This window comes from Streptomyces sp. NBC_00086 (genome assembly GCF_026343255.1).
Taxonomy (GTDB): domain Bacteria; phylum Actinomycetota; class Actinomycetes; order Streptomycetales; family Streptomycetaceae; genus Streptomyces.
This window is the reverse complement of sequence record NZ_JAPELZ010000001.1, coordinates 4,466,588-4,488,219: the sequence shown is the minus strand read 5'-3', so window position 1 is coordinate 4,488,219 and position 21,632 is coordinate 4,466,588. Positions and strand designations below refer to the sequence as shown.

General features: G+C 71.1%; 20 protein-coding genes and 1 riboswitch. Of the genes, 9 read left to right on the top strand and 11 right to left on the bottom strand.

Going from position 1 to position 21,632, the window contains the following annotated elements; all coding sequences use genetic code 11:
• Positions 1-85: 85 nt before the first annotated feature.
• On the bottom strand, positions 86-703 hold the full coding sequence (locus OG276_RS20170) for a phosphoribosylanthranilate isomerase (protein WP_266907417.1): 618 nt from the start codon (positions 701-703) through the stop codon (positions 86-88).
• A gap of 123 nt (positions 704-826) precedes the next feature.
• Between OG276_RS20170 and OG276_RS20165 the strand changes: the two genes are divergently transcribed.
• On the top strand, positions 827-1,417 hold the full coding sequence (locus tag OG276_RS20165) for a Uma2 family endonuclease (protein WP_266907415.1): 591 nt from the start codon (positions 827-829) through the stop codon (positions 1,415-1,417).
• Between the two features lie 102 nt (positions 1,418-1,519).
• On the opposite strand, the gene groL is transcribed toward OG276_RS20165, so the two are convergent.
• The 4 genes from groL to thrC all read right to left on the bottom strand — a co-directional run bounded on the left by groL (position 1,520) and on the right by thrC (position 5,744).
• Positions 1,520-3,142: a chaperonin GroEL gene (gene groL, locus OG276_RS20160; protein WP_266907413.1), complete on the bottom strand. Its 1,623-nt coding sequence runs from the start codon at positions 3,140-3,142 to the stop codon at positions 1,520-1,522.
• A 368-nt stretch (positions 3,143-3,510) separates the two neighbouring features.
• Positions 3,511-3,717 (bottom strand): cold-shock protein, encoded by a 207-nt coding sequence (locus OG276_RS20155; RefSeq protein ID WP_008743607.1) that lies wholly within the window; start codon positions 3,715-3,717, stop codon positions 3,511-3,513.
• A 405-nt stretch (positions 3,718-4,122) separates the two neighbouring features.
• On the bottom strand, positions 4,123-4,401 hold the full coding sequence (locus tag OG276_RS20150) for a MoaD/ThiS family protein (RefSeq protein WP_266907411.1): 279 nt from the start codon (positions 4,399-4,401) through the stop codon (positions 4,123-4,125).
• A gap of 35 nt (positions 4,402-4,436) precedes the next feature.
• A complete protein-coding gene (thrC, locus tag OG276_RS20145) occupies positions 4,437-5,744 on the bottom strand; it encodes a threonine synthase (protein WP_266907410.1) in 1,308 nt (435 codons plus the stop codon).
• 17 nt (positions 5,745-5,761) lie between these two features.
• Positions 5,762-5,920: riboswitch (SAM riboswitch) on the bottom strand.
• A gap of 198 nt (positions 5,921-6,118) precedes the next feature.
• Here thrC and OG276_RS20140 point away from each other — a divergent pair.
• From OG276_RS20140 to OG276_RS20130, 3 genes are read left to right on the top strand one after another with little or no spacing between them, the layout of a single operon-like run.
• Positions 6,119-7,105 (top strand): glucosyl-3-phosphoglycerate synthase, encoded by a 987-nt coding sequence (locus tag OG276_RS20140; RefSeq protein WP_266912951.1) that lies wholly within the window; start codon positions 6,119-6,121, stop codon positions 7,103-7,105.
• 37 nt (positions 7,106-7,142) lie between these two features.
• The gene (locus OG276_RS20135) at positions 7,143-8,984 is read left to right on the top strand and encodes a hypothetical protein (protein ID WP_266907408.1); all 1,842 of its coding nucleotides are present in this window, start codon (positions 7,143-7,145) and stop codon (positions 8,982-8,984) included.
• Positions 8,985-9,020: 36 nt separating this feature from the next.
• Positions 9,021-10,484, top strand: a complete 1,464-nt coding sequence (locus OG276_RS20130) for a trehalose-6-phosphate synthase (RefSeq protein ID WP_266907406.1) — start codon at positions 9,021-9,023, stop codon at positions 10,482-10,484.
• Positions 10,485-10,695: 211 nt separating this feature from the next.
• On the opposite strand, the gene otsB is transcribed toward OG276_RS20130, so the two are convergent.
• The 3 genes from otsB to OG276_RS20115 form a co-directional block, all read right to left on the bottom strand.
• Positions 10,696-11,544, bottom strand: a complete 849-nt coding sequence (gene otsB / locus OG276_RS20125) for a trehalose-phosphatase (protein WP_266907404.1) — start codon at positions 11,542-11,544, stop codon at positions 10,696-10,698.
• Positions 11,545-11,637: 93 nt separating this feature from the next.
• Positions 11,638-11,889, bottom strand: a complete 252-nt coding sequence (locus OG276_RS20120) for a DUF3263 domain-containing protein (protein ID WP_266907402.1) — start codon at positions 11,887-11,889, stop codon at positions 11,638-11,640.
• Between the two features lie 59 nt (positions 11,890-11,948).
• On the bottom strand, positions 11,949-13,265 hold the full coding sequence (locus tag OG276_RS20115) for an extracellular solute-binding protein (protein WP_266907400.1): 1,317 nt from the start codon (positions 13,263-13,265) through the stop codon (positions 11,949-11,951).
• A gap of 250 nt (positions 13,266-13,515) precedes the next feature.
• Between OG276_RS20115 and OG276_RS20110 the strand changes: the two genes are divergently transcribed.
• The 3 genes from OG276_RS20110 (at position 13,516) to OG276_RS20100 (ending at position 16,637) form a co-directional block, all read left to right on the top strand.
• Positions 13,516-14,448, top strand: a complete 933-nt coding sequence (locus OG276_RS20110; protein ID WP_266912949.1) for an ROK family protein — start codon at positions 13,516-13,518, stop codon at positions 14,446-14,448.
• The gene (gene nagA, locus OG276_RS20105) at positions 14,448-15,614 is read left to right on the top strand and encodes an N-acetylglucosamine-6-phosphate deacetylase (RefSeq protein ID WP_266907398.1); all 1,167 of its coding nucleotides are present in this window, start codon (positions 14,448-14,450) and stop codon (positions 15,612-15,614) included. Before OG276_RS20110 ends, nagA begins: the two co-directional genes overlap by 1 nt.
• A gap of 102 nt (positions 15,615-15,716) precedes the next feature.
• Positions 15,717-16,637 carry a 1-phosphofructokinase family hexose kinase gene (locus OG276_RS20100; RefSeq protein ID WP_266907396.1) on the top strand — a complete coding sequence of 307 codons (921 nt, stop codon included), beginning with the start codon at positions 15,717-15,719 and terminating at the stop codon, positions 16,635-16,637.
• A 19-nt stretch (positions 16,638-16,656) separates the two neighbouring features.
• On the opposite strand, the gene OG276_RS20095 is transcribed toward OG276_RS20100, so the two are convergent.
• A complete protein-coding gene (locus OG276_RS20095) occupies positions 16,657-17,673 on the bottom strand; it encodes a CBM35 domain-containing protein (RefSeq protein ID WP_266907394.1) in 1,017 nt (338 codons plus the stop codon).
• Positions 17,674-17,741: 68 nt separating this feature from the next.
• Positions 17,742-19,445 (bottom strand): diguanylate cyclase CdgB, encoded by a 1,704-nt coding sequence (gene cdgB, locus OG276_RS20090; RefSeq protein ID WP_266907392.1) that lies wholly within the window; start codon positions 19,443-19,445, stop codon positions 17,742-17,744.
• Positions 19,446-19,731: 286 nt separating this feature from the next.
• Here cdgB and OG276_RS20085 point away from each other — a divergent pair, with 286 nt between their 5' ends.
• Entirely contained in the window at positions 19,732-20,334 is a 603-nt protein-coding gene (locus tag OG276_RS20085; RefSeq protein WP_266907390.1) for a flavin reductase family protein, read from the top strand.
• 69 nt (positions 20,335-20,403) lie between these two features.
• Here OG276_RS20085 and arfB read toward each other — a convergent pair whose 3' ends face one another.
• Positions 20,404-20,829, bottom strand: coding sequence for an alternative ribosome rescue aminoacyl-tRNA hydrolase ArfB (arfB, locus tag OG276_RS20080; RefSeq protein WP_243339524.1), 426 nt, complete (start codon positions 20,827-20,829; stop codon positions 20,404-20,406).
• A 200-nt stretch (positions 20,830-21,029) separates the two neighbouring features.
• Here arfB and OG276_RS20075 point away from each other — a divergent pair, with 200 nt between their 5' ends.
• A complete protein-coding gene (locus OG276_RS20075; protein ID WP_250744549.1) occupies positions 21,030-21,605 on the top strand; it encodes a TerD family protein in 576 nt (191 codons plus the stop codon).
• Positions 21,606-21,632 lie beyond the last annotated feature (27 nt).

Genomic DNA, 21,632 nt, shown 5'->3' with positions numbered 1-21,632 from the left:
CTCCCGGGCGGCGGGGCGGAGTCCCCCACCCGCCCTCTCACCGGACCCCCTGGGGCGCAGCCCGGCAAGGTCAGGCCCCACGGGGTCAGGCCCCGCAGGGCCTCGCTTCGCGGGCCGCCGTGATGAAGGCGCGGATCAGATCCGGGGACTTGACGCCGCGCTCGCTCTCCACGCCGCTCGACACGTCCACGCCCCACGCGCCGGTGGCCGTGAGGGCCTCACCCACGTTGGCCGGTGTCAGCCCGCCCGCCAGCAGCCAGCGGCCCGCCGGCGCGGTGAAGTCCGCCGAGCCCCAGTTCCACGGCTTGCCGGAGCCGGGGTCCGGGGCGTCGAGGAGCAGCAGGTCCTCGCCGTACTCCCCGCAGCGCTCCACGTGCTGCGCCGTGGCCCGCAGCAGGGTGCGGCCCTCCGCGCGCAGCGCCGCGAAGTCCTCCGGGCCCTCCTCGCCGTGCAGCTGCACGCCCCGTACGCCGCTCTCCTCGGCGAAGCGCCGCACCTCCGCGACGGACTGCCCCCGGAACACCCCCACGGTGAGCACCCCGTCCGGCACGTGTGCGGCGAGCTCCCGTGCCGTCACGGCGTCGACCGTACGCGGACTGCCGGGCGCGAAGACGAAGCCGACGGCATCGGCCCCGGCGGCCACGGCGACCTCGACGTCGTGCGCGGTCTTGAGCCCGCAGATCTTGACGAACACATCAGTCATGTCTGCAGTCAACCAAAGGTCGGGGGGCTGGGGCGGTCCGTCCCATAGGCCGGGCACGGCGGTCCGCCCGCCGCTAGCCTGGGACGAGGCACACATTCAGGGGCACAGCACGCCATCCGGAGGATGACGGTGACGATCATGACCGAGCGGGCCACACCCATAGAGGCGCTGTCGGTGCTGCCGACATTCGAGGAGCTCCTGCAGACGGTTGCGGAGATGAACACGCCAGACGGCTTCAAGGCCGAGCTCATCCGGGGGAAGATCGTCGTGTCGCCGTTTTCCAAGCTGCGCTACTACCGGCCCATGCGAGCACTCCGGAAGCAGATCGAGGCCCACGCCCCTGAAGGACACGGCGCGGACACCGCACCCTTCCTCTTCCGGTTCTCGGCCTCCGAGCGCGCGTACGGGCCAGACCTGTTCGTTGCGGATGAGGCGGCCTTCGACGGGGAGGGCCGACACGCGGACGGTGCGGCTCTGTCCCTAGTAGCCGAGTTCACCTCGGTGTCCACGAGAGACGCCGACTGGAACGAAAAACTGGACGTGTACGGCCTGCTCGTCCCCGTCTACCTGGTCGTCGACATGCAGCACTCGGAGATCACCTGCTTCTGGGACCCCTCCCCTCACGGGTACCGCTCCCGCAAGACGGTCTCGTTCGGCCAGCCCCTGCACGTCCCGGAGCCGTTCGACTTCGACATCGACACCACCGGCTTCTAGGCCGTCGCAAACGCCCGAGGGCGGCACCCCCAGCTGGGGGTGCCGCCCTCGGTACGTGATGCGAACAGCCGATCTACCTTCGGGCCGGAGCCCGGGGGTGGATCAGAAGTCCATGTCGCCGCCCGGCATGCCGCCACCGGCAGCCGCGCCGGCCTTCTCGGGCTTGTCGGCGATGACGGCCTCGGTGGTGAGGAAGAGAGCCGCGATGGACGCCGCGTTCTGCAGGGCAGAGCGGGTGACCTTCGCCGGGTCGATGATGCCGGCCGCGATCATGTCCACGTACTCGCCGGTCGCGGCGTTCAGGCCCCAACCGATCTGCAGGTTGCGGACCTTCTCCACGACGACGCCACCCTCGAGACCACCGTTGACGGCGATCTGCTTGAGCGGGGCCTCCAGCGCGAGCTTGACGGCGTTGGCGCCGGTCGCCTCGTCGCCGGTGAGCTCGAGCTTCTCGAAGACCGAGGAAGCCTGGAGCAGGGCCACGCCGCCACCGGCGACGATGCCCTCTTCGACGGCCGCCTTCGCGTTGCGAACGGCGTCCTCGATGCGGTGCTTGCGCTCCTTGAGCTCGACCTCGGTCGCGGCACCGGCCTTGATGACCGCGACACCGCCGGCGAGCTTCGCCAGGCGCTCCTGCAGCTTCTCGCGGTCGTAGTCCGAGTCGGAGTTCTCGATCTCGGCGCGGATCTGGTTGACGCGACCCTGGACCTGGTCGCTGTCACCGGCACCGTCGACGATGGTGGTCTCGTCCTTGGTGATGACGACCTTGCGGGCGCGGCCGAGCAGGTCGAGACCGGCGTTCTCGAGCTTGAGGCCGACCTCCTCGGAGATGACCGTGCCGCCCGTGAGGATGGCGATGTCGCCGAGCATGGCCTTGCGACGGTCGCCGAAGCCCGGAGCCTTGACGGCGACGGACTTGAAGGTGCCGCGGATCTTGTTGACGACGAGGGTGGAGAGCGCCTCGCCCTCGACGTCCTCGGCGATGATCAGCAGCGGCTTGCCGGACTGCATGACCTTCTCCAGGAGCGGCAGCAGGTCCTTGACCGAGCCGATCTTGGAGTTGACGATCAGGATGTACGGGTCGTCGAGGGACGACTCCATGCGCTCCATGTCGGTGGCGAAGTACGCCGAGATGTAGCCCTTGTCGAAGCGCATGCCCTCGGTGAGCTCGAGCTCCAGGCCGAAGGTCTGCGACTCCTCGACCGTGATGACGCCTTCCTTGCCGACCTTGTCCATGGCCTCGGCGATGAGCTCGCCGATCTGGGTGTCGGCGGCGGAGATGGAGGCCGTCGAAGCGATCTGCTCCTTGGTCTCGACATCCTTGGCCTGCGCCAGCAGGGCGGCGGAGACGGCCTCGACGGCCTTCTCGATACCGCGCTTGAGGGCCATCGGGTTCGCACCGGCGGCCACGTTGCGCAGGCCCTCGCGGACGAGCGCCTGGGCGAGAACGGTGGCGGTGGTCGTACCGTCGCCGGCGACGTCGTCCGTCTTCTTGGCGACTTCCTTGACCAGCTCGGCGCCGATCTTCTCGTACGGGTCCTCGAGCTCGATCTCCTTGGCGATGGAGACACCATCGTTGGTGATCGTGGGGGCGCCCCACTTCTTCTCAAGGACGACGTTGCGACCCTTGGGGCCAAGGGTGACCTTGACGGCGTCGGCGAGCTGGTTCATGCCTCGCTCGAGACCGCGCCGGGCCTCCTCGTTGAACGCAATGATCTTGGCCATCTGAAGTGGTCCTCCCGGACAGCGGTGGAGTGCTCCCGGACCGCGCCCGCGCCCGCGACGGACGGCCTGCGTGCCCGGCGGTTTCTTCCCGCCGGACCCTGCGGGCCTCACTGACCCGGTCCTCGTATAGGTAGCACTCTCACCAGGAGAGTGCTAACGCCAATGATTAGCACTCGACCCCCCCGAGTGCAAGCGGCTTCGGGCAACCCGGGATGAACACCCGGACACCGCAAGGGCTCCGGAGCCGCCACGCACGAGGGGCCCGCATCCCGTGTCCAGGATGTGGGCCCCTCGTACATATGCCGTTGTGCCGTCGTACGCGGCCGCTGTGCGTGGCCCGTACGTGTCGGTGGTCGATCGCGGTCGGACTAGCCGGCGGCGAGCTTGACCATGTCCGCCTGCGGACCCTTCTGGCCCTGCGAGATCTCGAACTCGACCCGCTGACCCTCTTCAAGGGTGCGGTACCCGTCCATCTGGATGGCGCTGTAGTGGACGAACACATCCGCACCACCGTCGACCGCGATGAAGCCGTAGCCCTTCTCCGCGTTGAACCACTTGACGGTGCCCTGAGCCATGCCTAACTCCCCTATTACTGGCCCTTGCGCAGGACCGCACTTCGCGGTCCCGGGTCAGAACTTGCGCCGGAACGCCTCGACCGGGGCTGAATGTATCCGCACCGCTGCTGTCTGCAACAGGTCATTCCAACGAGAATTCTGGACACAGCGAAAGTTTGAAATAGGGTGAAAACCCAGAATATTCCAGGGCAACTCGGGCCGGACAAACCGCGCCAAGGGCCCATAGCGCACTTGCATGTTGACTCAATGTCAACCCTCTCGCGGCCCGCTCATATGCGGCGGGCAAGAACAGCGGAGGGGACTTCCCCAACTCTACCGCGCCCAATCAAGCAGAATTGCCCCCTCCGTTTGGTAACGGAGGGGGCAATTCAGTTTCCGCGAGGTCCTACGGGGTCACGCGAAGGCTCAGCAGCCGCCCGCGACGGCGGGGATGATCGAGATGCCGGCGCCGTCCGGAGTGGACGTCTGCAGCCCGCCCTCGAAGCGCACGTCGTCGTCGTTGACGTAGACGTTCACGAAGCGGCGCAGCTTGCCCTGGTCGTCCAGGACGCGCGCGGCGATGCCGGGGTGGCTCGCCTCCAGGGACTGGATGACCTCTTCGAGGGTCGCGCCCTCGGCGGGGACCTCGGCCTGGCCGCCGGTGTAGGTGCGCAGGATGGTGGGGATGCGGACGTTGACGCTCATGGTGCTACTGCCCTTCCGGTGTACAGGTAAGAAGATCAGGCCAGGTTGGCGGCGCGGAACGCGTCCAGGCTGGGGCGGATGGTGGCGGTCTGGCCACCACCTTCGGCCACCGCCTCCAGGGTCTTGAGGCCGTCACCGGTGTTCAGGATCACGGTGGTCAGCGTGGGGTCGAGCTGCCCGTTCTCGACGAGCTTCTTCGTCACGCCGACGGTCACGCCGCCCGCGGTCTCGGCGAAGATGCCCTCGGTCTGGGCGAGGAGCTTGATGGCCTCGACGACCTGCTCGTCGTTGACGTCCTCGACGAAGCCGCCGGTGCGGCGCGCGATGTCCAGGACGTACGGGCCGTCCGCCGGGTTGCCGATGGCCAGCGACTTGGCGATGGTGTTCGGCTTCTGCGGGCGGACCACCTCGTGACCGGCCTTGAAGGCGGTCGAGACGGGCGAGCAGCCCTCGGCCTGGGCGCCGAAGATCTTGTACGGCTTGTCCTCGACGAGGCCGAGCTTGATCAGCTCCTGGAGACCCTTGTCGATCTTCGTGAGCTGCGAGCCGGACGCGATCGGGATGACGATCTGGTCGGGCAGCTGCCAGCCGAGCTGCTCGCAGATCTCGTACGCCAGGGTCTTGGAGCCCTCGCCGTAGTACGGGCGCAGGTTGACGTTGACGAAGCCCCAGCCCTCGCCCAGCGGGTCGCCGATGAGCTCGGAGCAGAAGCGGTTGACGTCGTCGTAGTTGCCCTCGATGCCGACGAGGTCGCCACCGTAGACACCGGCCATGACGACCTTGCCCTGCTCCAGGTCGTGCGGGATGAACACGCAGGAGCGGAAGCCGGCGCGGGCGGCCGCGGCGCCGACGGCGCCGGCCAGGTTGCCGGTGGAGGAGCAGGAGAGGGTGGTGAAGCCGAAGGCGCGGGCGGCCTCGACGGCGATGGCCACGACGCGGTCCTTGAAGGAGTGCGTCGGGTTGCCGGAGTCGTCCTTGACGTACAGCTTGCCGGTGACGCCGAGCTCCTTGGCCAGGTTGGCCGCGTCCACGAGCTTGGTGAAGCCGGGGTTCAGGCTCGGCTTGGAGGCCACGTCCGCCGGGACGGGCAGCAGCGGCGCGTAGCGCCAGATGTTGTTCGGGCCGGCCTCGATGGCGGCGCGCAGGGCTTCCGGGTCGCCCAGCGGCAGGTCGTAGGCGACTTCGAGCGGGCCGAAGCACTCGGCGCAGGCGAAGATCGGGCCGAGCTCGAAGCCGGTACCGCACTCACGACAGGAAAGGCCGGTGGCGGGACCGAGATCGACAGAGGTGCCAGAAGCGTTTTCAACGGTTTCGGCAGAGGTTGCGACAGACTGTGCAGCCATGATGGCGAGGCCCTTTCTCCTCATCTTCCCCATGGCGCACTTCGCCATGAGACGGAATTGGCACCTTCCCTAGCCGGGGACCTCGCTGGCGGCGCTGGAATGCGCGATCGCGAGAACCGACTGGAGGGTTGCCGGGGCTTCAACGGGCCGTGTCCCTCTGCCCCTCTGGATGAGCGGTATGGCACCGGCACACGCGCTCTGTGGCGCGCCGGTGCGTTTGTACGCGGGGACCCCCGGCATGCGGTGGACCTTCGCGTTGTTCAAGACTGTAACCGAAGGCCCGGGTGGTTGAGACAGCCGTCCGAACCGCGAGATGGATCACATTTCGGTCCAAACCCATGATGAACCCAGTGATGAACCAGGGAGTGCTGAAGGTGCTGGAAGAGGTGGAGCGCTGGCTGGCAGACCGCTCCTGGTCAGCCGCCGACCGACCGCTCGGCCAGCTGCTTTCGGCCAAGCGGGCAGCGGGCACCACGGTCAGCGTGGTGCTGCCGGCGCTGAACGAGGAGGCGACGGTCGGCGCGATCGTCGAGGTGATCCGGCGCGATCTGATCGAGGGCCTGCCGGTTCCGCTGGTGGACGAGCTCGTCGTGATCGACTCCGGCTCCACGGACCGCACGGCGGAGGTCGCGGCCAAGGCCGGGGCCCGGGTGGTGCACCGCGACGAGGTCCTGCCGCGGATCCCGGCGGTGCCCGGCAAGGGCGAGGTCCTGTGGCGCTCGCTGCTGGTCACCACCGGCGACATCGTCTGCTTCGTGGACGCCGACCTGCGCGATTTCTCGGCCGCCTTCGTCTCGGGGATCGTCGGCCCGCTGCTGACCGATCCGGACGTGCGGTTCGTCAAGGCCATGTACGACCGCCCCTTCGGCCAGGAGTCCGGCGACCCGGCCGCCCTGGCCTCCGCCAAGGCCCACGGCCAGGGCGGCCGGGTCACGGAGCTGGTGGCCCGCCCCCTGCTCAACCTCCACTGGCCGCAGCTGGCCGGCTTCGTCCAGCCGCTGGGCGGCGAGTACGCCGTGCGCCGCGAGCTGCTGGAGCGGCTGCCGTTCCCGGTGGGCTACGGGGTGGAGCTGGGCCTGCTGGTGGACGCACTGCACACGGCCGGGCTCGACGCGCTGGCCCAGGTGGACGTGGGCGTACGGCTGCACCGCCACCAGGACGGCCAGGCCCTGGGGCGGATGGCCGCGGCGATCTACCGCACGGCGCAGGTACGGCTCTCGCGGGGGCACCTCGTACGCCCCGAGCTGACGCAGTTCGAGCGGGGCCCGGAGGGGTTCGTACCGCACACCTACGCCGTGGACACCGAGGAGCGGCCGCCGATGCTCGACATCGAGGAGTACGCGCGCCGTCGCGTGGCGTAACGCCCGAATCAACCCCTATCGGTCTAATTTCCCTTTCATGGGGTTTATACGTTTCAGACATGTATGGGGATCCGCCCTCGCGGTGGCCGGGGGCGCGGCGCTGCTGATCGGCTCGCTGAGCGGACCGGCCGTCGCGGAGGTGGTCTCCCCCTTCGAGAAGCGGTACGACGAGGCGCTCTACGGGGACTTCGTCACGCTCGGCAACACGGTGATGGGCTGCCCCCAGGCACCGCCCGCCGAGGCCGCCGAGTGCGCCGAGGTCCAGCGGGGCGGGGGCACGAAGAACAACAACGACTTCGTCGCCCGCCCGGTGGACGCGGCCGGGCTCGGGACGGCCACCGGCACCTCCAGCACCGGCCTGCTCACCGTGCCTCCGGGCGCGAAGGTGGCGTACGCGCGGCTCTTCTGGGGCGGCAACAACGGCGCGTACAAGCTCGGCTCGAACCTCATCGAGCGGTGCGACGTCTCCGGCGAGGACGTGCGGCGCGCCCCCGGTGACCCGCTGACCACCCGCCCGGTCGTCAAGGTCGGCTCGGGCGCCGCCCGGCCGGTGACCCTGTCGGACATGGTCGAGGACCCGGCCCAAACGGGCGGCCCGCACTACTACACGGGCGAGTCCGACGTCACCGCCGCCTTCGCGGACGTGGCCACCGGCTCGCCGGTCCCCGTGGCCGTCGGCAACATCTGGGCCCCTCAGGGGCGCGGCTGCGTCGCCGGCTGGTCCCTGACGGTCGTGTACGCGTACCCCGGCCCGAACGAGCACGCCCCCGAGCGGCGCAACGTCTACGTCTACGGCGGCCACGTGCTCCAGCGCTCGACCAGCCCTGACACCACGGTCAAGGTCTCGGGCTTCTACCGCACCGGCGACGGCCCGGTCCGCGCGAGCGCGACGGCCTACGAGGGCGACTGGAACACCAAGGGCGACCAGTTCCGGGTGAACGGCGCGAACATCACCAACCCCGCCAACGGGGCGGCCGACAACTTCTTCACCAGCTCGGCCGACGGCTCGCTGGAACCGAAGCACGCCAACAACCTCAGCATCGACGCGAAGTCCTTCGAGATCCCCGCGGCCTCGCTGCCGGCCGGGGCCACCTCCGCCGACCTGACGTTCCGCACGCGCGGGGACACGTACGTCATCTCGCAGTTCGCGCTGGCCGTGCCGGTGCCTGACCTGGAGGTGACGAAGACGGCCTCGCCCGCCAAGTCGGTCGCGCCCGGTGACACGGTGACCTACACGATCACCGCGAAGAACATCGGCAGCCTGGACTACCCGAACGCGAAGCTGACCGACGACCTGACGCAGCTGCTGGACGACGCGGCCTTCGACGGGGTGGCGACGGCGGACCTCGGTTCGGCCACGTATACGGCGCCCAAGCTGTCCTGGACGGGCGACGTCCCGCGGGGCAGGACGGCGACGATCACGTACAAGGTGAAGGTCAACGACCCGCTGACCGGCGACGGCAAGCTGACGAACCACGTGGTCGCGGAGAGTGGCCGCACGAACTGCGAGAACGGCTCGAAGGACCCGGCGTGCGCACCGGTCCCGCCGGTGATCACGACCCCGGACCCGTCGCCGTCGCCGAGCACCTCGTCCTCCCCGACGCCGTCCCCGTCGGCCTCCCCTTCACCCACCACGGTGCCGTCGTCCACACCCTCCACACCGTCCACACCGTCCGCGTCTCCCACCACCCAGCAGCCTCGACCGCTGCCGGAGACCCCCGCGACCCCGGGCGACGACTCCAAGGGCCCGCCGGGCGGGCACCTGGCCACCACCGGCTCCGACGGCCGGGAGCTGTGGCTGATGGGCACGGCGGCCGCCACGCTCACGGCACTCGGAGGTGTGGTCTTCCTCTCGGTCCGGCGTACGCGCAGGCGCTGACGTTTGACCGGAGTCGAGGCGGGCTAGGTTCGCCGCATGGCTTCCCAGGTGCTCGTCGCCGCGAATCGCGGCCCCCTCTCGTACGCCCTCGCCGCGGACGGCACGCTCAGTGCCCGCCGCGGCGGGGGCGGCCTCGTCTCCGGCCTCTCCACCGCCCTCGCGGAGCAGCCGGGGGCACTGTGGATCTGCGCGGCACTGTCGGACGCGGACCGGGGGGCGGTACGGCAGGGGGTGTCCGAGCCGGGCGTACGGATGCTCGACATCGACCCGGAGGTCTACGACGGGGCGTACAACGGCATCGCGAACTCGGTGCTGTGGTTCCTCCACCACCACCTGTACGAGATCCCGCGCGAGCCGGTCTTCGACGCGGAGTTCCGGCGGCGCTGGGCCTCGTACGTCACGTACAACGAGGCCTTCGCGGAGGCGCTCGCGCAGGAGGCGGCCGAGGGGGCGGCGGTCCTGATCCAGGACTACCACCTGGCGCTGGCCCCCGGGATGCTCCGGGAGCTCCGCCCGGACCTGCGGATCGGGCACTTCACGCACACGCCGTGGGCTGCGCGGGAGTTCCTGGACATGCTCCCGGCCGACATCCGGAGCCAGTTGGTCTGGGGGATGCTCGGGGCGGACCGGCTGGGCTTCCACACGCTTGGGTGGGCGGGCAACTTCCTCGCCGACGCAACCAGGGACGACGCACACGGCGTCGCGAACGCGTCCGTCCCGTTCGAGACCTCGGAGTACGAGGTGCGGCACCGCAGGAAGGCCGCGGACGGGCACGGATACGGGGAGCTCCGGTTCACCCACGTCACCGCGTACCCCCTCGGCGTGGACGCGGACGAGCTGCGCGCGCTCGCGCACCGGCCGGAGGTGGACGACAAGCTGGCGGCGCTGCGGGCGGAGGTCGGCGGGCTGAAGACGATCGTCCGGGTGGACCGCACGGAGCTGTCGAAGAACATCCTGCGGGGGCTGCTCGCGTACCGGGAGCTGCTGACGGTCCACCCCGAATGGCGGGAGCGGGTGGTCCACCTGGCCTCCGCCTACCCCTCCCGGCAGGACCTGGCCGTCTACCGGGAGTACACCGAGTCGGTGCGGGAGCTGGCGGCGGAGATCAACGCGGAGTTCGGCACGGCCGACTGGCAGCCGGTGATCGTCTCCGTCGAGGACGACTTCGCGCGGTCGCTGGCGGCGTACCGGCTGGCGGACGTGGCGCTGGTCAATCCGGTGCGGGACGGCATGAACCTCGTCGCGAAGGAGATCCCGGTGGTCTCGGAGGCGGGGTGCGTGCTGGTGCTGTCCACCGGGGCGGGGGCGTACGAGGAGCTCGGCGCGGACGCGCTGACGGTGAACCCGTACGACGTGACGGCCACGGCGGAGGCGCTGCACGCGGCCCTCTCGATGCCGTCCGCGGAGCGTGCGGACCGCACGAAACGCCTGGCGGTGGCGGCGACGGCCCTCCCCCCGGCCCAGTGGCTCACGTCCCAACTGGACGCACTGCGCGCCTGAGCGCGCCGCTGCCGGGAGCGAAGTCCCCGAACCCCCGCGCCTCAAACGCCGGCGAGGCTGGGTTGATCCAGCCTCGCCGGCGTTTGAGGCGCGGGTCTGGGCGCAGCCCAGGGAACGGTGGAAGGGCGGGTAGGGGACGGCCCCGCAGGGCACCGAGCCGCACCCGCCCGGCCGCGCCGGGCACCGAGCCGCACGGGGCACGCGTCAAAAGCTAGGCCCGCACGGCCACGGCCAACGCCGCCAGGAAGGCGACGACCTCCGAGGGGCCGGACAGGGTCAGGTCCGCGCGGGAGGCGAGTTCCGGGACCTCCGCCGAGCCACTGCACAGCAGCAGCCCCGGCATGCCCCCGGCCCGCAGCTTCTCCACCGCCGAGTAGGCCGCCAGGTCCCCGAGGTCGTCGCCGGCGTAGAGCACGGCCTGCGCCCCCACCTCCGCGAGGTACTCCGTGAGGGCGACGCCCTTGTCCATCCCCGGCGGCCGCAGCTCCAGTACGGCCCGGCCCGGTTCGACCATCAGGCCGTGCCGGGCCGCCAGCCCCGCCAGGGGCTCGCGCAGGGCCGCGAAGGCGGCCTCCGGGTCGGCCGCGCGCCGGGTGTGGACGGCCAGGGCCTGGCCCTTCTCCTCGATCCACGTCCCGCGCCACGCGCCGATCGCGTCCAGGAACCCGGGCAGCTCCGCCCGGACCGCCGCGACCCCCGGATGCTCGGCCGGAGCGTGCACGATGCCGCTCACGGCGTCCCAGCGCTCGGCTCCGTAGTGTCCGAGCACCACCAGGTGTTCGAGTCCCGGGACCCCGGCGAAGCCCCCGTAGCGGACGGCGACCCCGGCCGGCCGGCCGGTGACGACCGCGATGGAGCCGACCTCGGGGGCGAGGGCGGCGAGCGCGGGGACGGCTCCGGGGTGGGCCCGGGCCTGGTCGGGGTCGGGAACGATGTCGGCGAGGGTGCCGTCGAAGTCGAGGGCGACGACGGAGCGGTGCGGTGCGCGGAGGAGGGCTTCGAGTCCCTCGCGTCCGGCGGTGGTGACGGGCATCGGCAGATCGTGCGGATGGCTCCCCATACGCTCGACCCTAACGGCCCAACCGGGCCACGGCTACGGCGCGGGGCACCACACCCCGGCCGCCGGACCCCGGCTGCCGCACCGCGGCCGCCGCTACCGCCTCGCCCGCTGTGCTTCGCGGATGCGCCGCAGGCGGTTCACGGTGCCCGGCGCGTGCCGGAGCGCCCTGGGATCGTCCATCAGCGCGTTGAGCAGCTGGTAGTACCGGACCGGGGGCATCCCCAGTCCTTCCCTTATGGCCCGTTCCTTGGCGCCCGGCCCGGGCCAGGTGCGGCCTTCGTAGGCCAGTACGGCCGCCTCGTCGGCGCTCAGCCCGGCCGGCGGCCTCTCGTCCGCGTCCGTCATACGGCCAGATTAGCCCTGCCCTACGACAGCCCCCGCTGACGGCCCGCGCCCGGCACGGATCAGCGGGCGTCCGCCTTGCGCGCCATCTCGGAGAGGTCCGCGAGGGTCTTGCCGGGCTGCCCGCCCGGCTGCACGGCCTTGCCGATGTTCTTCTTGACGTCCTCGCTGACGGCCGCCCAGGACTTCTTGCCCACCGGGTAGAGGCGTGCGTTGGGCAGCGCGTGCAGGAAGGTCTTCAGCTGCGCCGAGGAGGCACCCGTGGAGGCGTCCATCGCCCGGGAGCCGCTGGTGGTGACCGGGAGCAGGTCGTACTTCTCGGTGAAGGCCGTCACGTTGTTCTCTTCGTACAGGAAGTCGAGGAACTTCCCGGACTGCGACTGGTGGCCGGTCTTGAAGGCCATCACCCAGTCGGCGACGCCCATCGTCGGGTGGGGCACCCCGTCGGAGGTCGGCATCGGGGTCATGCCGTACTGGACGCCCTTCGCGGCGGCCTGCTGGAGCAGCGTCGGGTGCCCGTTGAGCATGCCGACCTCGCCGCGCGAGAAGGAGTCGAAGGCGGCCTGGCGGTCCAGCTTGGCCGGTTCGACGGGGCCGGTCAGGCCCCCGCCGACGAGCTTGTCGCGCAGGAACTCCAGGGTCTTGATGTTGGCCGGGGAGTCGATCGAGTACGCGTCCTCGTTGTCGGCGTAGCCTCCGCCGCCCGCGAGCAGCCACTGCATGGTCTCGGCCTGCGCCTCCTCGCGGCCCAGGGGCAGCGCGAAGGGCGTGGTGACCCCGTCCGCCTTGAGCTTCTTGGCGGCGGACTCCAGATCGGCCCAGCTCTTGGGCTGCCAGGGGGTCTTGCCGTCCTTGGGGATGACTCCGGCGTCGGCGAACAGCTTCTCGTTGTAGAACATCAGCCGGGTGCTGGCCACGAAGGGCATGCCGTACTGGACGCGCCGGACCTTGCCGGCTTCGGCGAGCGGTTCGAGGAAGTCGGCCTGGGTGTTCACGGAGAGCAGTTCGTCGGCGGAGTACAGCTTGCCCTCGGCCGCGTAGTCGGCGTAGGCGCCGATCTGGGCGATGTCGGGGGCCTCGCCGGCCTTGACCATCTCGGCGACCTTGGCGTCGACCTCGGACCAGGAGTAGACGTCGACCTGGACCTTGATGCCGGGGTGGCGCTTCTCGAAGGACGCGGCGAGCTCCTTCCAGTAGGGCTTGGAGGAGTTTTCCGGTTTGTCCCCGTAGTCGGCCGCCACGACCTTCAGGGTGACTTCGTTGTCCCCGGAGAGGCCCGACACGGCGCCGCAGCCGCTCAGCGTCACCGTGGTCAGGCACAGTGCGAGGCCGGACGCGGCGAGGTTCAGCTTTCTGGCCTGGACAGTTCGCGCCTTCAAAGTTCTCGTTCCACCCCAGGTTGTTCCGTACGATTCGCGTAAAGGTCTACACCACTTTTGAGCCTCGTCAACATCCGGTGCCCAAACGTGCACACAGCCTGCACGCGCACGCGCGTACGGACCCGATACGGGCCCGCGTACCGGCCCGTCCGCCGACGAAGGTCCCGAATTTGTATGGCCACTCAACAATCCCTCCCAGTGGACTAGACCTTTGCCCTCCGATCACGCGAGACTGTCACCCGTGAAACCCGTGAAACACGTCATCGCCCTCGATGTGGGCGGCACTGGGATGAAGGCCGCCCTCGTCGCCGCCGACGGCACCCTGCTCCACGAAGCGCGCCGCGCCACCGGCCGCGAGCGGGGCGCCGAAGCCGTCGTCGAGACGATCCAGGACTTCGCCGCCGAGCTCCTCGACCTCGGCCGGGAACGCTTCGCCACCACCGCCTCCGCGGCCGGCGTGGCCGTCCCCGGCATCGTCGACGCCGAGAACGGGATCGCCGTCTACGCGGCGAACCTGGGCTGGCGCGACGTCCCGATGCGCGAACTGCTCGGCAGACGCCTCGGCGGGATCCCGGTCGCCCTCGGCCACGACGTCCGCACGGGCGGACTCGCCGAAGGCCGCATCGGCGCGGGCCGCGGCGCCGACCGCTTCCTGTTCGTGCCCCTCGGCACCGGCATCGCCGGAGCCATCGGCATCGCCGGACGCATCGAGGCCGGCGCGCACGGGTACGCGGGCGAGATCGGCCACATCGTGGTCCGCCCCGGCGGACCCGCCTGCGGCTGCGGCCAGCGCGGCTGCCTGGAGACCCTCGCCTCCGCCTCCGCCGTCAGCCGCGCCTGGGCGGCCGCCTCCGGCGACCCCGACGCGGACGCCGCGGACTGCGCCAAGGCCGTCGAATCCGGCGACGAGCGCGCCCGGGAGGTCTGGCTCGCCGCGATCGGCGCCCTCGCCGACGGGCTGGTCACCGCGATCACCCTGCTGGACCCGCGCACGCTGATCATCGGTGGCGGACTGGCGGAGGCCGGGGAAACCTTGTTCACACCACTACGGACGGCCGTGGAGGAACGCGTGACGTTCCAGCGGCTGCCCCACATCGTTCCGGCCGCCCTAGGGGACACCGCCGGATGCCTGGGTGCAGGGCTGCTCGCCTGGGATCTACTCGCCACGGAGGTACCTGCCTGATGTCCGGAAGCGCACATGTGGGCCGCAGCACCGTTCTCTCCGGCGCCGACGTGGTGCTGCCCACGGGCATCGTCAAGGGCGGGCGCCTGATCGTCGACGGCGACCGCATCGCCGGCAGCGCCCACGAGGACTCGGCCGTCATCGACCTGACCGGGCACTGGATCGTCCCCGGCTTCGTCGACATGCACAACCACGGCGGCGGCGGCGCCTCCTTCACCTCCGGCACCGCCGAGGAGGTGCTCAAGGGCGTACGGACCCACCGCGAGCACGGCACCACCACCCTGGTCGCCTCCACCGTCACGGGCGACCTGGACGAGCTGGCCCGCCGCGCGGGACTGCTCGCCGAGCTGACCCAGCAGGGCGACATCGCGGGCATCCACTTCGAGGGGCCGTTCATCAACCCCTGCCGCAAGGGCGCGCACAAGGAAGACCTCCTGCGCGACCCCGACCCGGCCGAGGTCCGCAAGCTGATCGACGCCGCGCACGGCGCCGCCCGCATGTTCACCCTCGCCACCGAACTCCCCGGCGGCCTGGACTCCGTACGACTGCTCGCCGAGCACGGGGTCATCGCCGCGATCGGCCACACGGACTCCACGTACGACCAGACGCTGGAGGCCATCGAGGCCGGCGCGACCGTGGCCACCCACCTCTACAACGCGATGCCGGGCCTGGAGCACCGCGCCCCCGGCCCGATCGCGGCCCTGCTGGAGGACGAGCGGGTCACCGTCGAGCTGATCAACGACGGCGTCCACCTGCACCCGGCGATGCTGGAGCTGGCCTTCCACCACGCGGGCGCGCACCGGGTGGCGCTGATCACCGACGCGATGGACGCGGCCGGCTTCGGCGACGGGACCTACCACCTCGGCCCGCTGGAGGTCGAGGTCAAGGAGGGCGTCGCCCGCCTCGTCGAGGGCGGCTCCATCGCGGGCTCCACCCTCACCCTGGACACCGCCTTCAAGCGGTCGGTCACCCTCGACAAGCTCCCCGTCGAGTCCGTGGTCCAGGCGATCTCCGCCAACCCGGCCAAGCTGATCGGCGTCTACGACCAGGTCGGCTCGCTGGAGCCCGGCAAGTACGCGGACCTCGTCGTCCTCGACTCCGCCTTCGACGTCCGCGGCGTCATGCGGCGCGGCGAATGGATCGTCGACCCGCTCGCGGGCAAGTAGACGCACGGAACACACGGACCGGAAGCGGTCGGCCCCGGGTACTGGGCCGACCGCTCATCTGTTTGGCATGATCCCCCGCACACACCGAGACCGGGGCCCGCCATGATCCTGACCGTGACGCTCAACACCGCACTCGACGTCACCTACCGCGTACCGCGCCTGCGCGCGCACGCCTCCCACCGCGTCACCGAGGTCACCGAACGGCCCGGCGGCAAGGGCCTCAACGTGGCCCGCGTGCTCGCCGCGATCGGCCACGAGGTCACCGCGACCGGCTTCGCGGGCGGCCCCACGGGAGCCCTCGTACGCGAACTGCTCGCCGGCTCCCCCGGCGTCCGCGACGAGCTGGTCCCCTGCGCGGGCACCACCCGGCGCACCCTGGCCGTCGTCGACGAGGCCTCCGGGGACACCACGCAGTTCAACGAGCCCGGCCCGCTGATCACCGCCGCCGAGTGGACCGCGTTCCTCACCCGCTACGGGGCCCTGCTGGCGGGCGGCGCCCGCGCGGTGGCCCTGTGCGGCAGCCTGCCCCCGGGCGTCCCCGTAGGGGCTTACGCGGCCCTCGTACGGACGTCCCGCGCGGCCGGCGTCCCCGTCCTGCTCGACACCAGCGGCGAGGCCCTGCGCCGCGGGGTCGCCGCCCGCCCCGACGTGATCAAGCCGAACGCCGCCGAGCTCGCCGAGCTGACCGGCTCCCGCGACCCGCTGCCCGCCACCCGCGACGCCCGCCGGCGCGGGGCCCACGCGGTGGTCACCTCGCTCGGCCCGGAAGGACTGCTCGCCGCCACCGCCCTGGGCACCTGGCGGGCGGCCCCGCCCCGCGCCCTGACGGGCAACCCCACCGGCGCCGGCGACTCCGCGGTCGCGGGCCTCCTCTCGGCCCTCACCGAGGGCCTGGACTGGCCGGACCGCCTGACCCGCGCGGTGGCCCTCTCCGCGGCCACGGTCGCGGCCCCCACGGCGGGAGACTTCGACCCCCGCACCTACGAGGAGGTACGGGGGTCGGTGAAGGTCACGGCGGGGTAAGCCCGCTGCTGGAAGCCGCTCAGCCCTTCTGGAGCCACAGCTTGTCGATGTTGACCTGGCACTTGTTGCCGGCCTCGCACGACAGCTTGACCGTGTTGGTGCCCTTGTTGAGGGTCACCTGGCCCCAGGTGGTCTGCCAGCCCTTCTCCCAGTCTCCCTTGGCCGATTCCGCGAAGTTCTTCATGTTCAGCGGCGAGGTGTTGGGCTTGCCGTTCACCGCGAGGGTGGCGTTGGCGTCCTCGCCCGGGATGCCGTAGCGCACGTAGAGCCGGTACGTGCCCTCCTTGGGCAGGTCCAGCGTCCAGGTGACAGCCGCGCCCGGCTGGTTGAAGTTGCCGACGTACTTGCCACTGGCGCTCTCCGCGCCACGCACCGCGTCCGTAAGGACCGCGCCACCGCTGATGACCATGCCCGGACCGCCCGCGTCGCCCTTCGGCAGCTCGGCCACCGGCGAAGCGGAGCCGCTCGGCTGGTTCGAGGGGGTGTTCTGGGCGGGCGCCGACGGGCTCTGGCCCGGGTTCGCGGTGTTCTTGTTCTTGTCGGCGTCGTCGTCCTTGCCGAAGATCACGGCCGCGCCGATGCCGATCGCCACCGCGGCGACCACCGCGACGGCGGCGATGAGCATGCCCTTGCGGCTGGAACCGCCGCCGTGGCCGCCGCCGTGCCCGCCGCCGGAGCCCGGCAGCGGAACGGACTGGGTGTACTGCGGGGGCTGCTGCTGCGGCGGAACGCCGTAGCCGCCCGCCTGGAGCGCTTCGGGGGCCTGGTACTGGGCCTGGTAGGCCTGCTGCTGCGGCGGAACCTGCCCGCGCTGGCCGCCGTAGGGCCGATCACCGACCGTGCGGACCTGGTTGTACGAGGTTCGGGGCACGCCCGGCTGAGCGCCGCCCGCCGGTCCCGGGTAGCCGTAGCCGCCGCCCTGCCCGGGCGGGGTGGCCCCCGCGGCCTGGCCGTCCTCGTAGAGGTAGCCGAACGGGTCGTCATCCTCGGGCTTGCTCGCCCCGTTGTTCGGGCCGTGGTTCGCGGGCGTCGTCATCGCAGGTCACTCCTTTCGACCCCGGGGAGCCTACCCCGAACAGGTGCGCCCACGGGCGGCCCGAGAGTTTACCCGGCCCTGCGGTGTGCCTTCGAACGGGAGCGCTTCTCGATGTACATGCGCTGGTCGGCCGAGCGCAGCACCTCGTCCGCCGACATGCCGCAGCTCGCCCAGCCGATCCCGAAACTGGCTCCCACACGGACCGCACGGCCGTCCACCCGGATCGGCGGGATGATGGCGTTCCGCAGCCGCACCGCGAGGTCGGCGGCGTCCGCGGCGCCCAGCCCGTCGGCGAGGACGACGAACTCGTCACCGCCCAGCCGGGCCACCGTGTCCCCGTCCCGGACGCCGGTCGTCAGCCGCCGGGCCACCTCGATCAGGACCGCGTCGCCGGTGTGGTGCCCGAACCGGTCGTTGATCGACTTGAAGCCGTCGAGGTCGCAGAAGAGCACCGCGAGCCCCTTCGTACCGTCGTCGATGTCGGTCGCCGGCGCGACCGTGTGCACGTGGTGGTCGTACGGGCCCGCCGCGGCCGAACCGCCCGGGCCGCCCGTGCCGCCCGGGAACTCGAAGGGCTCGGGGAAGCCGTCGGGCCGGAACCCGTGCTCGCCGTGCTCACCGGGTCCGCCCTCCACCGAGGGCCGGGTCTCGAAGGCCGCGTCCAGCGCCTCCACGGCGGTGGCGCGCACCGACTGCGGGCGGCGGCAGAGCCGGGCCCCGAGCCGGGAGCGCAGCTCGGCGCTGTTGGGCAGGCCGGTCAGCGAGTCGTGGCTGGCCCGGTGGGCGAGCTGGAGCTCGTGCCGCTTGCGCTCCTCGATGTCCTCGACGTGCGTGAGCAGGAAGCGCGGCCCGTCGGCGGCGTCGGCGACGACGGAGTTGCGCAGCGAGACCCAGACGTACGTACCGTCGCGACGGCCGAGTCTGAGCTCGGCGCGGCCGCCCTCGGCGGAGGTGCGCAGCAGGGTCCCGATGTCCTCGGGGTGCACGAGGTCGGAGAAGGAGTACCGGCGCAGCACCGAGGCGGGCCGCCCCAGCAGCCGGCACAGCGCGTCGTTGGTGCGCAGCAGGCGGCCGTGCTGGTCGCCGCCCATCTCGGCGATGGCCATGCCGCTCGGCGCGTACTCGAAGGCCTGGCGGAACGACTCTTCACTGGCGCGCAGGGCCTGCTGCTCGCGCTCCAGGCGGACCAGGGCCCGCTGCATGTTCGCGCGGAGCCGGGCGTTGCTGATGGCAATCGCGGCCTGGAAGGCGTACATCTGGAGCGCTTCGCGGCCCCAGGCACCGGGCCGGCGGCCGTTGCGCGGGCGGTCCACGGAGACCACGCCGAGCAGTTCGCCGCCGGAGGCGTACATGGGTGCGTAGAGCCGGTCCTCGGGGTGCCACTCGTCCTCGAACCGCGGGTCGGGGCCCTCCGTGTGCCACTGGGGGACGTCGTCCTCGACGAGGACCCATCCCTCGGTGTGCGGGATGAAGCGCAGCCCGTCCCAGTTCTCGCCCATCGTCAGGCGGCGTTCCCAGGAGGCGCGCGAGCCGACGCGGCCGGTGATCAGGGCTTCGGCGGCGGGGTCTCCCGCGAAGGCGGCGACGACCAGATCACCGTCGGGGCGAACGAGGTTGACGCAGGCGAGTTCGTAGCCGAGGCCGAGGACGATGCCGTCGACGACGGTCTGCAGGGTGTCCGCCAGGCTCCGGGCCGTATTGAGCTCGGCCACCACCCGGTGCAGCTGCCGCAGGGTCGCAAGACGGACGTACGGCTCCGACTCGGTCTCCATTGCTCGCTCTCCCCGAGACCTCGACAGCAACTCCAGGTTTGTCATCGGCGCTTCGTTGCGGTGTCCCGTCCACTGAATCACAGTGAGCTGTGCGGCAGGTACACAGGGTCAACAAATCTTGCTCTCTGTGACTCAAGTCACATGAGATGAATAACGGTGGCCACCACACCGCCCACTCGGGCTCATTCCGGCCGGTTCGCCCGACATGTTCCCGGAAGCAAACGATGCGCCGGGGCCCGGGGCGGCCTAGGTCGGCGGGCGGGGGCACGCCTCGGACCTCCGCCCGATGTGCCGCGCGAGGGGTGACAGTAGCGTCCCCACCGTGCCCCCAACGACCCCCCTGACACCAGTTTCCGTACCCGCACCCCATGCTGAGGGGGTGAGCAACGACGAGTTCCGGGCCGCGATGTCCCGACTGGCGGCAGGCGTGTGCCTGATCACCGCACAGGAACCCCCGCTGTCGGCCGGCAGCCGCGGCGAAGACGTCGGCATGACGGCGACCGCCTTCATGTCCGTGTCCCTGGACCCTCCCCTGGTGCTCGTCAGCGTGCGCGAGGGTTCCCGGATGGACGACCTGCTGGCCGAGCAGCCCCTGTGGTCGGTGTCGGTGCTCGCCGACCACCAGGTCCAGATCGCGAGCCGCTTCTCGATGAAGAACCGCATCAGCGACCGGCTGCTCTTCGCGGACCTGCCCTACACGCGCGGCGGCGTCTCCGGCGCCCCGCTGCTCTCGGGGGCACTGGCCACCCTGGAGTGCCGTACGGAGAACCGCGTCGAGGCGGGCGACCACACCCTGGTCATCGGCCACGTGCTCACCGCCACCCAGCCGGCGCCGGACTCCCCGCCGCTGACGTACTTCCGGGGGCGCTACCGGCACCTGGCGCCCTGAGCCGGCCGGCCACCGGGTCCGGGCACCAAGCCCTGGCGGCGATCGGATCCGGCCACCGGGGTCCGGCGGCTACCAGTCCCGCGCGTTGCGGCCCCGCTTGGTCTCGCCGCGGGCCTTCTTCTCGCGCAGCCGCCGCTCGTTGATGCCCCGGGGGATCTTCGTCGCCCGCCGTGCCTTCGGCGGCGGAGCCGTGGCCTCGGCCAGCAGCGCGGTCAGCCGGACCAGCGCCATCTCCCGGTTGCGGAACTGCGAGCGGTGCTCGGAGGCCCGTACGGTCACCACCCCGTCGACCAGCCGGGACGCGAGGCGCTCCAGCGCCCGCTCCTTCCACACGTCGGGCAGCGACTTCGTCGCCGCGACGTCGAAGAGGAGCTCCACGCGCGAGTCCGAGGTGTTCACGTGCTGGCCGCCCGGTCCGGAGGACCGCGAAAAACGCCAGGCGAGCTCGCCCTCGGGGAGCACGACCGAACCGCGGATGACATAGGGACCAGGCATGCCCCCTATGATCCGTGCCCGCCGGGGCCCCGTCACCCGCATTTCCGACCGGATCGCACACGATCCATTGCGGACGATTCCCTATTTGCGGAACCTGGCGCCCCTCTCCCCGCGTTATGGAGGTCAGCGGTAACTTGGGCATCCTCACGGTCGATACGACAAGTGAGACCAAGTGAGACTAGGAAGGGACACCAGTCACCATGGCAGTAAGCCTCTCCAAGGGCGGAAACGTCTCGCTCAGCAAGGAGGCCCCGGGCCTCGCGGCCGTCACCGTCGGCCTCGGCTGGGACACCCGCACGACCACCGGTGTCGACTTCGACCTGGACGCCTCGGCCATCGCGGTCAACGCGCTCGGCAAGGTCGTCTCCGACGGCCACTTCGTCTTCTTCAACAACAAGTCCACCCCGGACCAGACCATCGTCCACACCGGTGACAACCGCACCGGCGAGGGCGCGGGCGACGACGAGGCCATCAACGTCAACCTCGCGGGCCTCCCCGCCGACGTCGACAAGATCGTCTTCCCGGTCTCCATCTACGACGCCGAGACCCGCAGCCAGAACTTCGGCCAGGTCCGCAACGCGTACATCCGCGTCGTGAACCAGGCCGGCGGCGTCGAGATCGCCCGCTACGACCTCTCCGAGGACGCCGCGACCGAGACCGCGATGGTCTTCGGCGAGCTGTACCGCAACGGCGCCGAGTGGAAGTTCCGCGCCGTGGGCCAGGGTTACGCCTCCGGCCTGACCGGCATCGCCCAGGACTTCGGCGTCAACGTCTGATCCTGAGCGTTCGCGTCCGAGGACGCG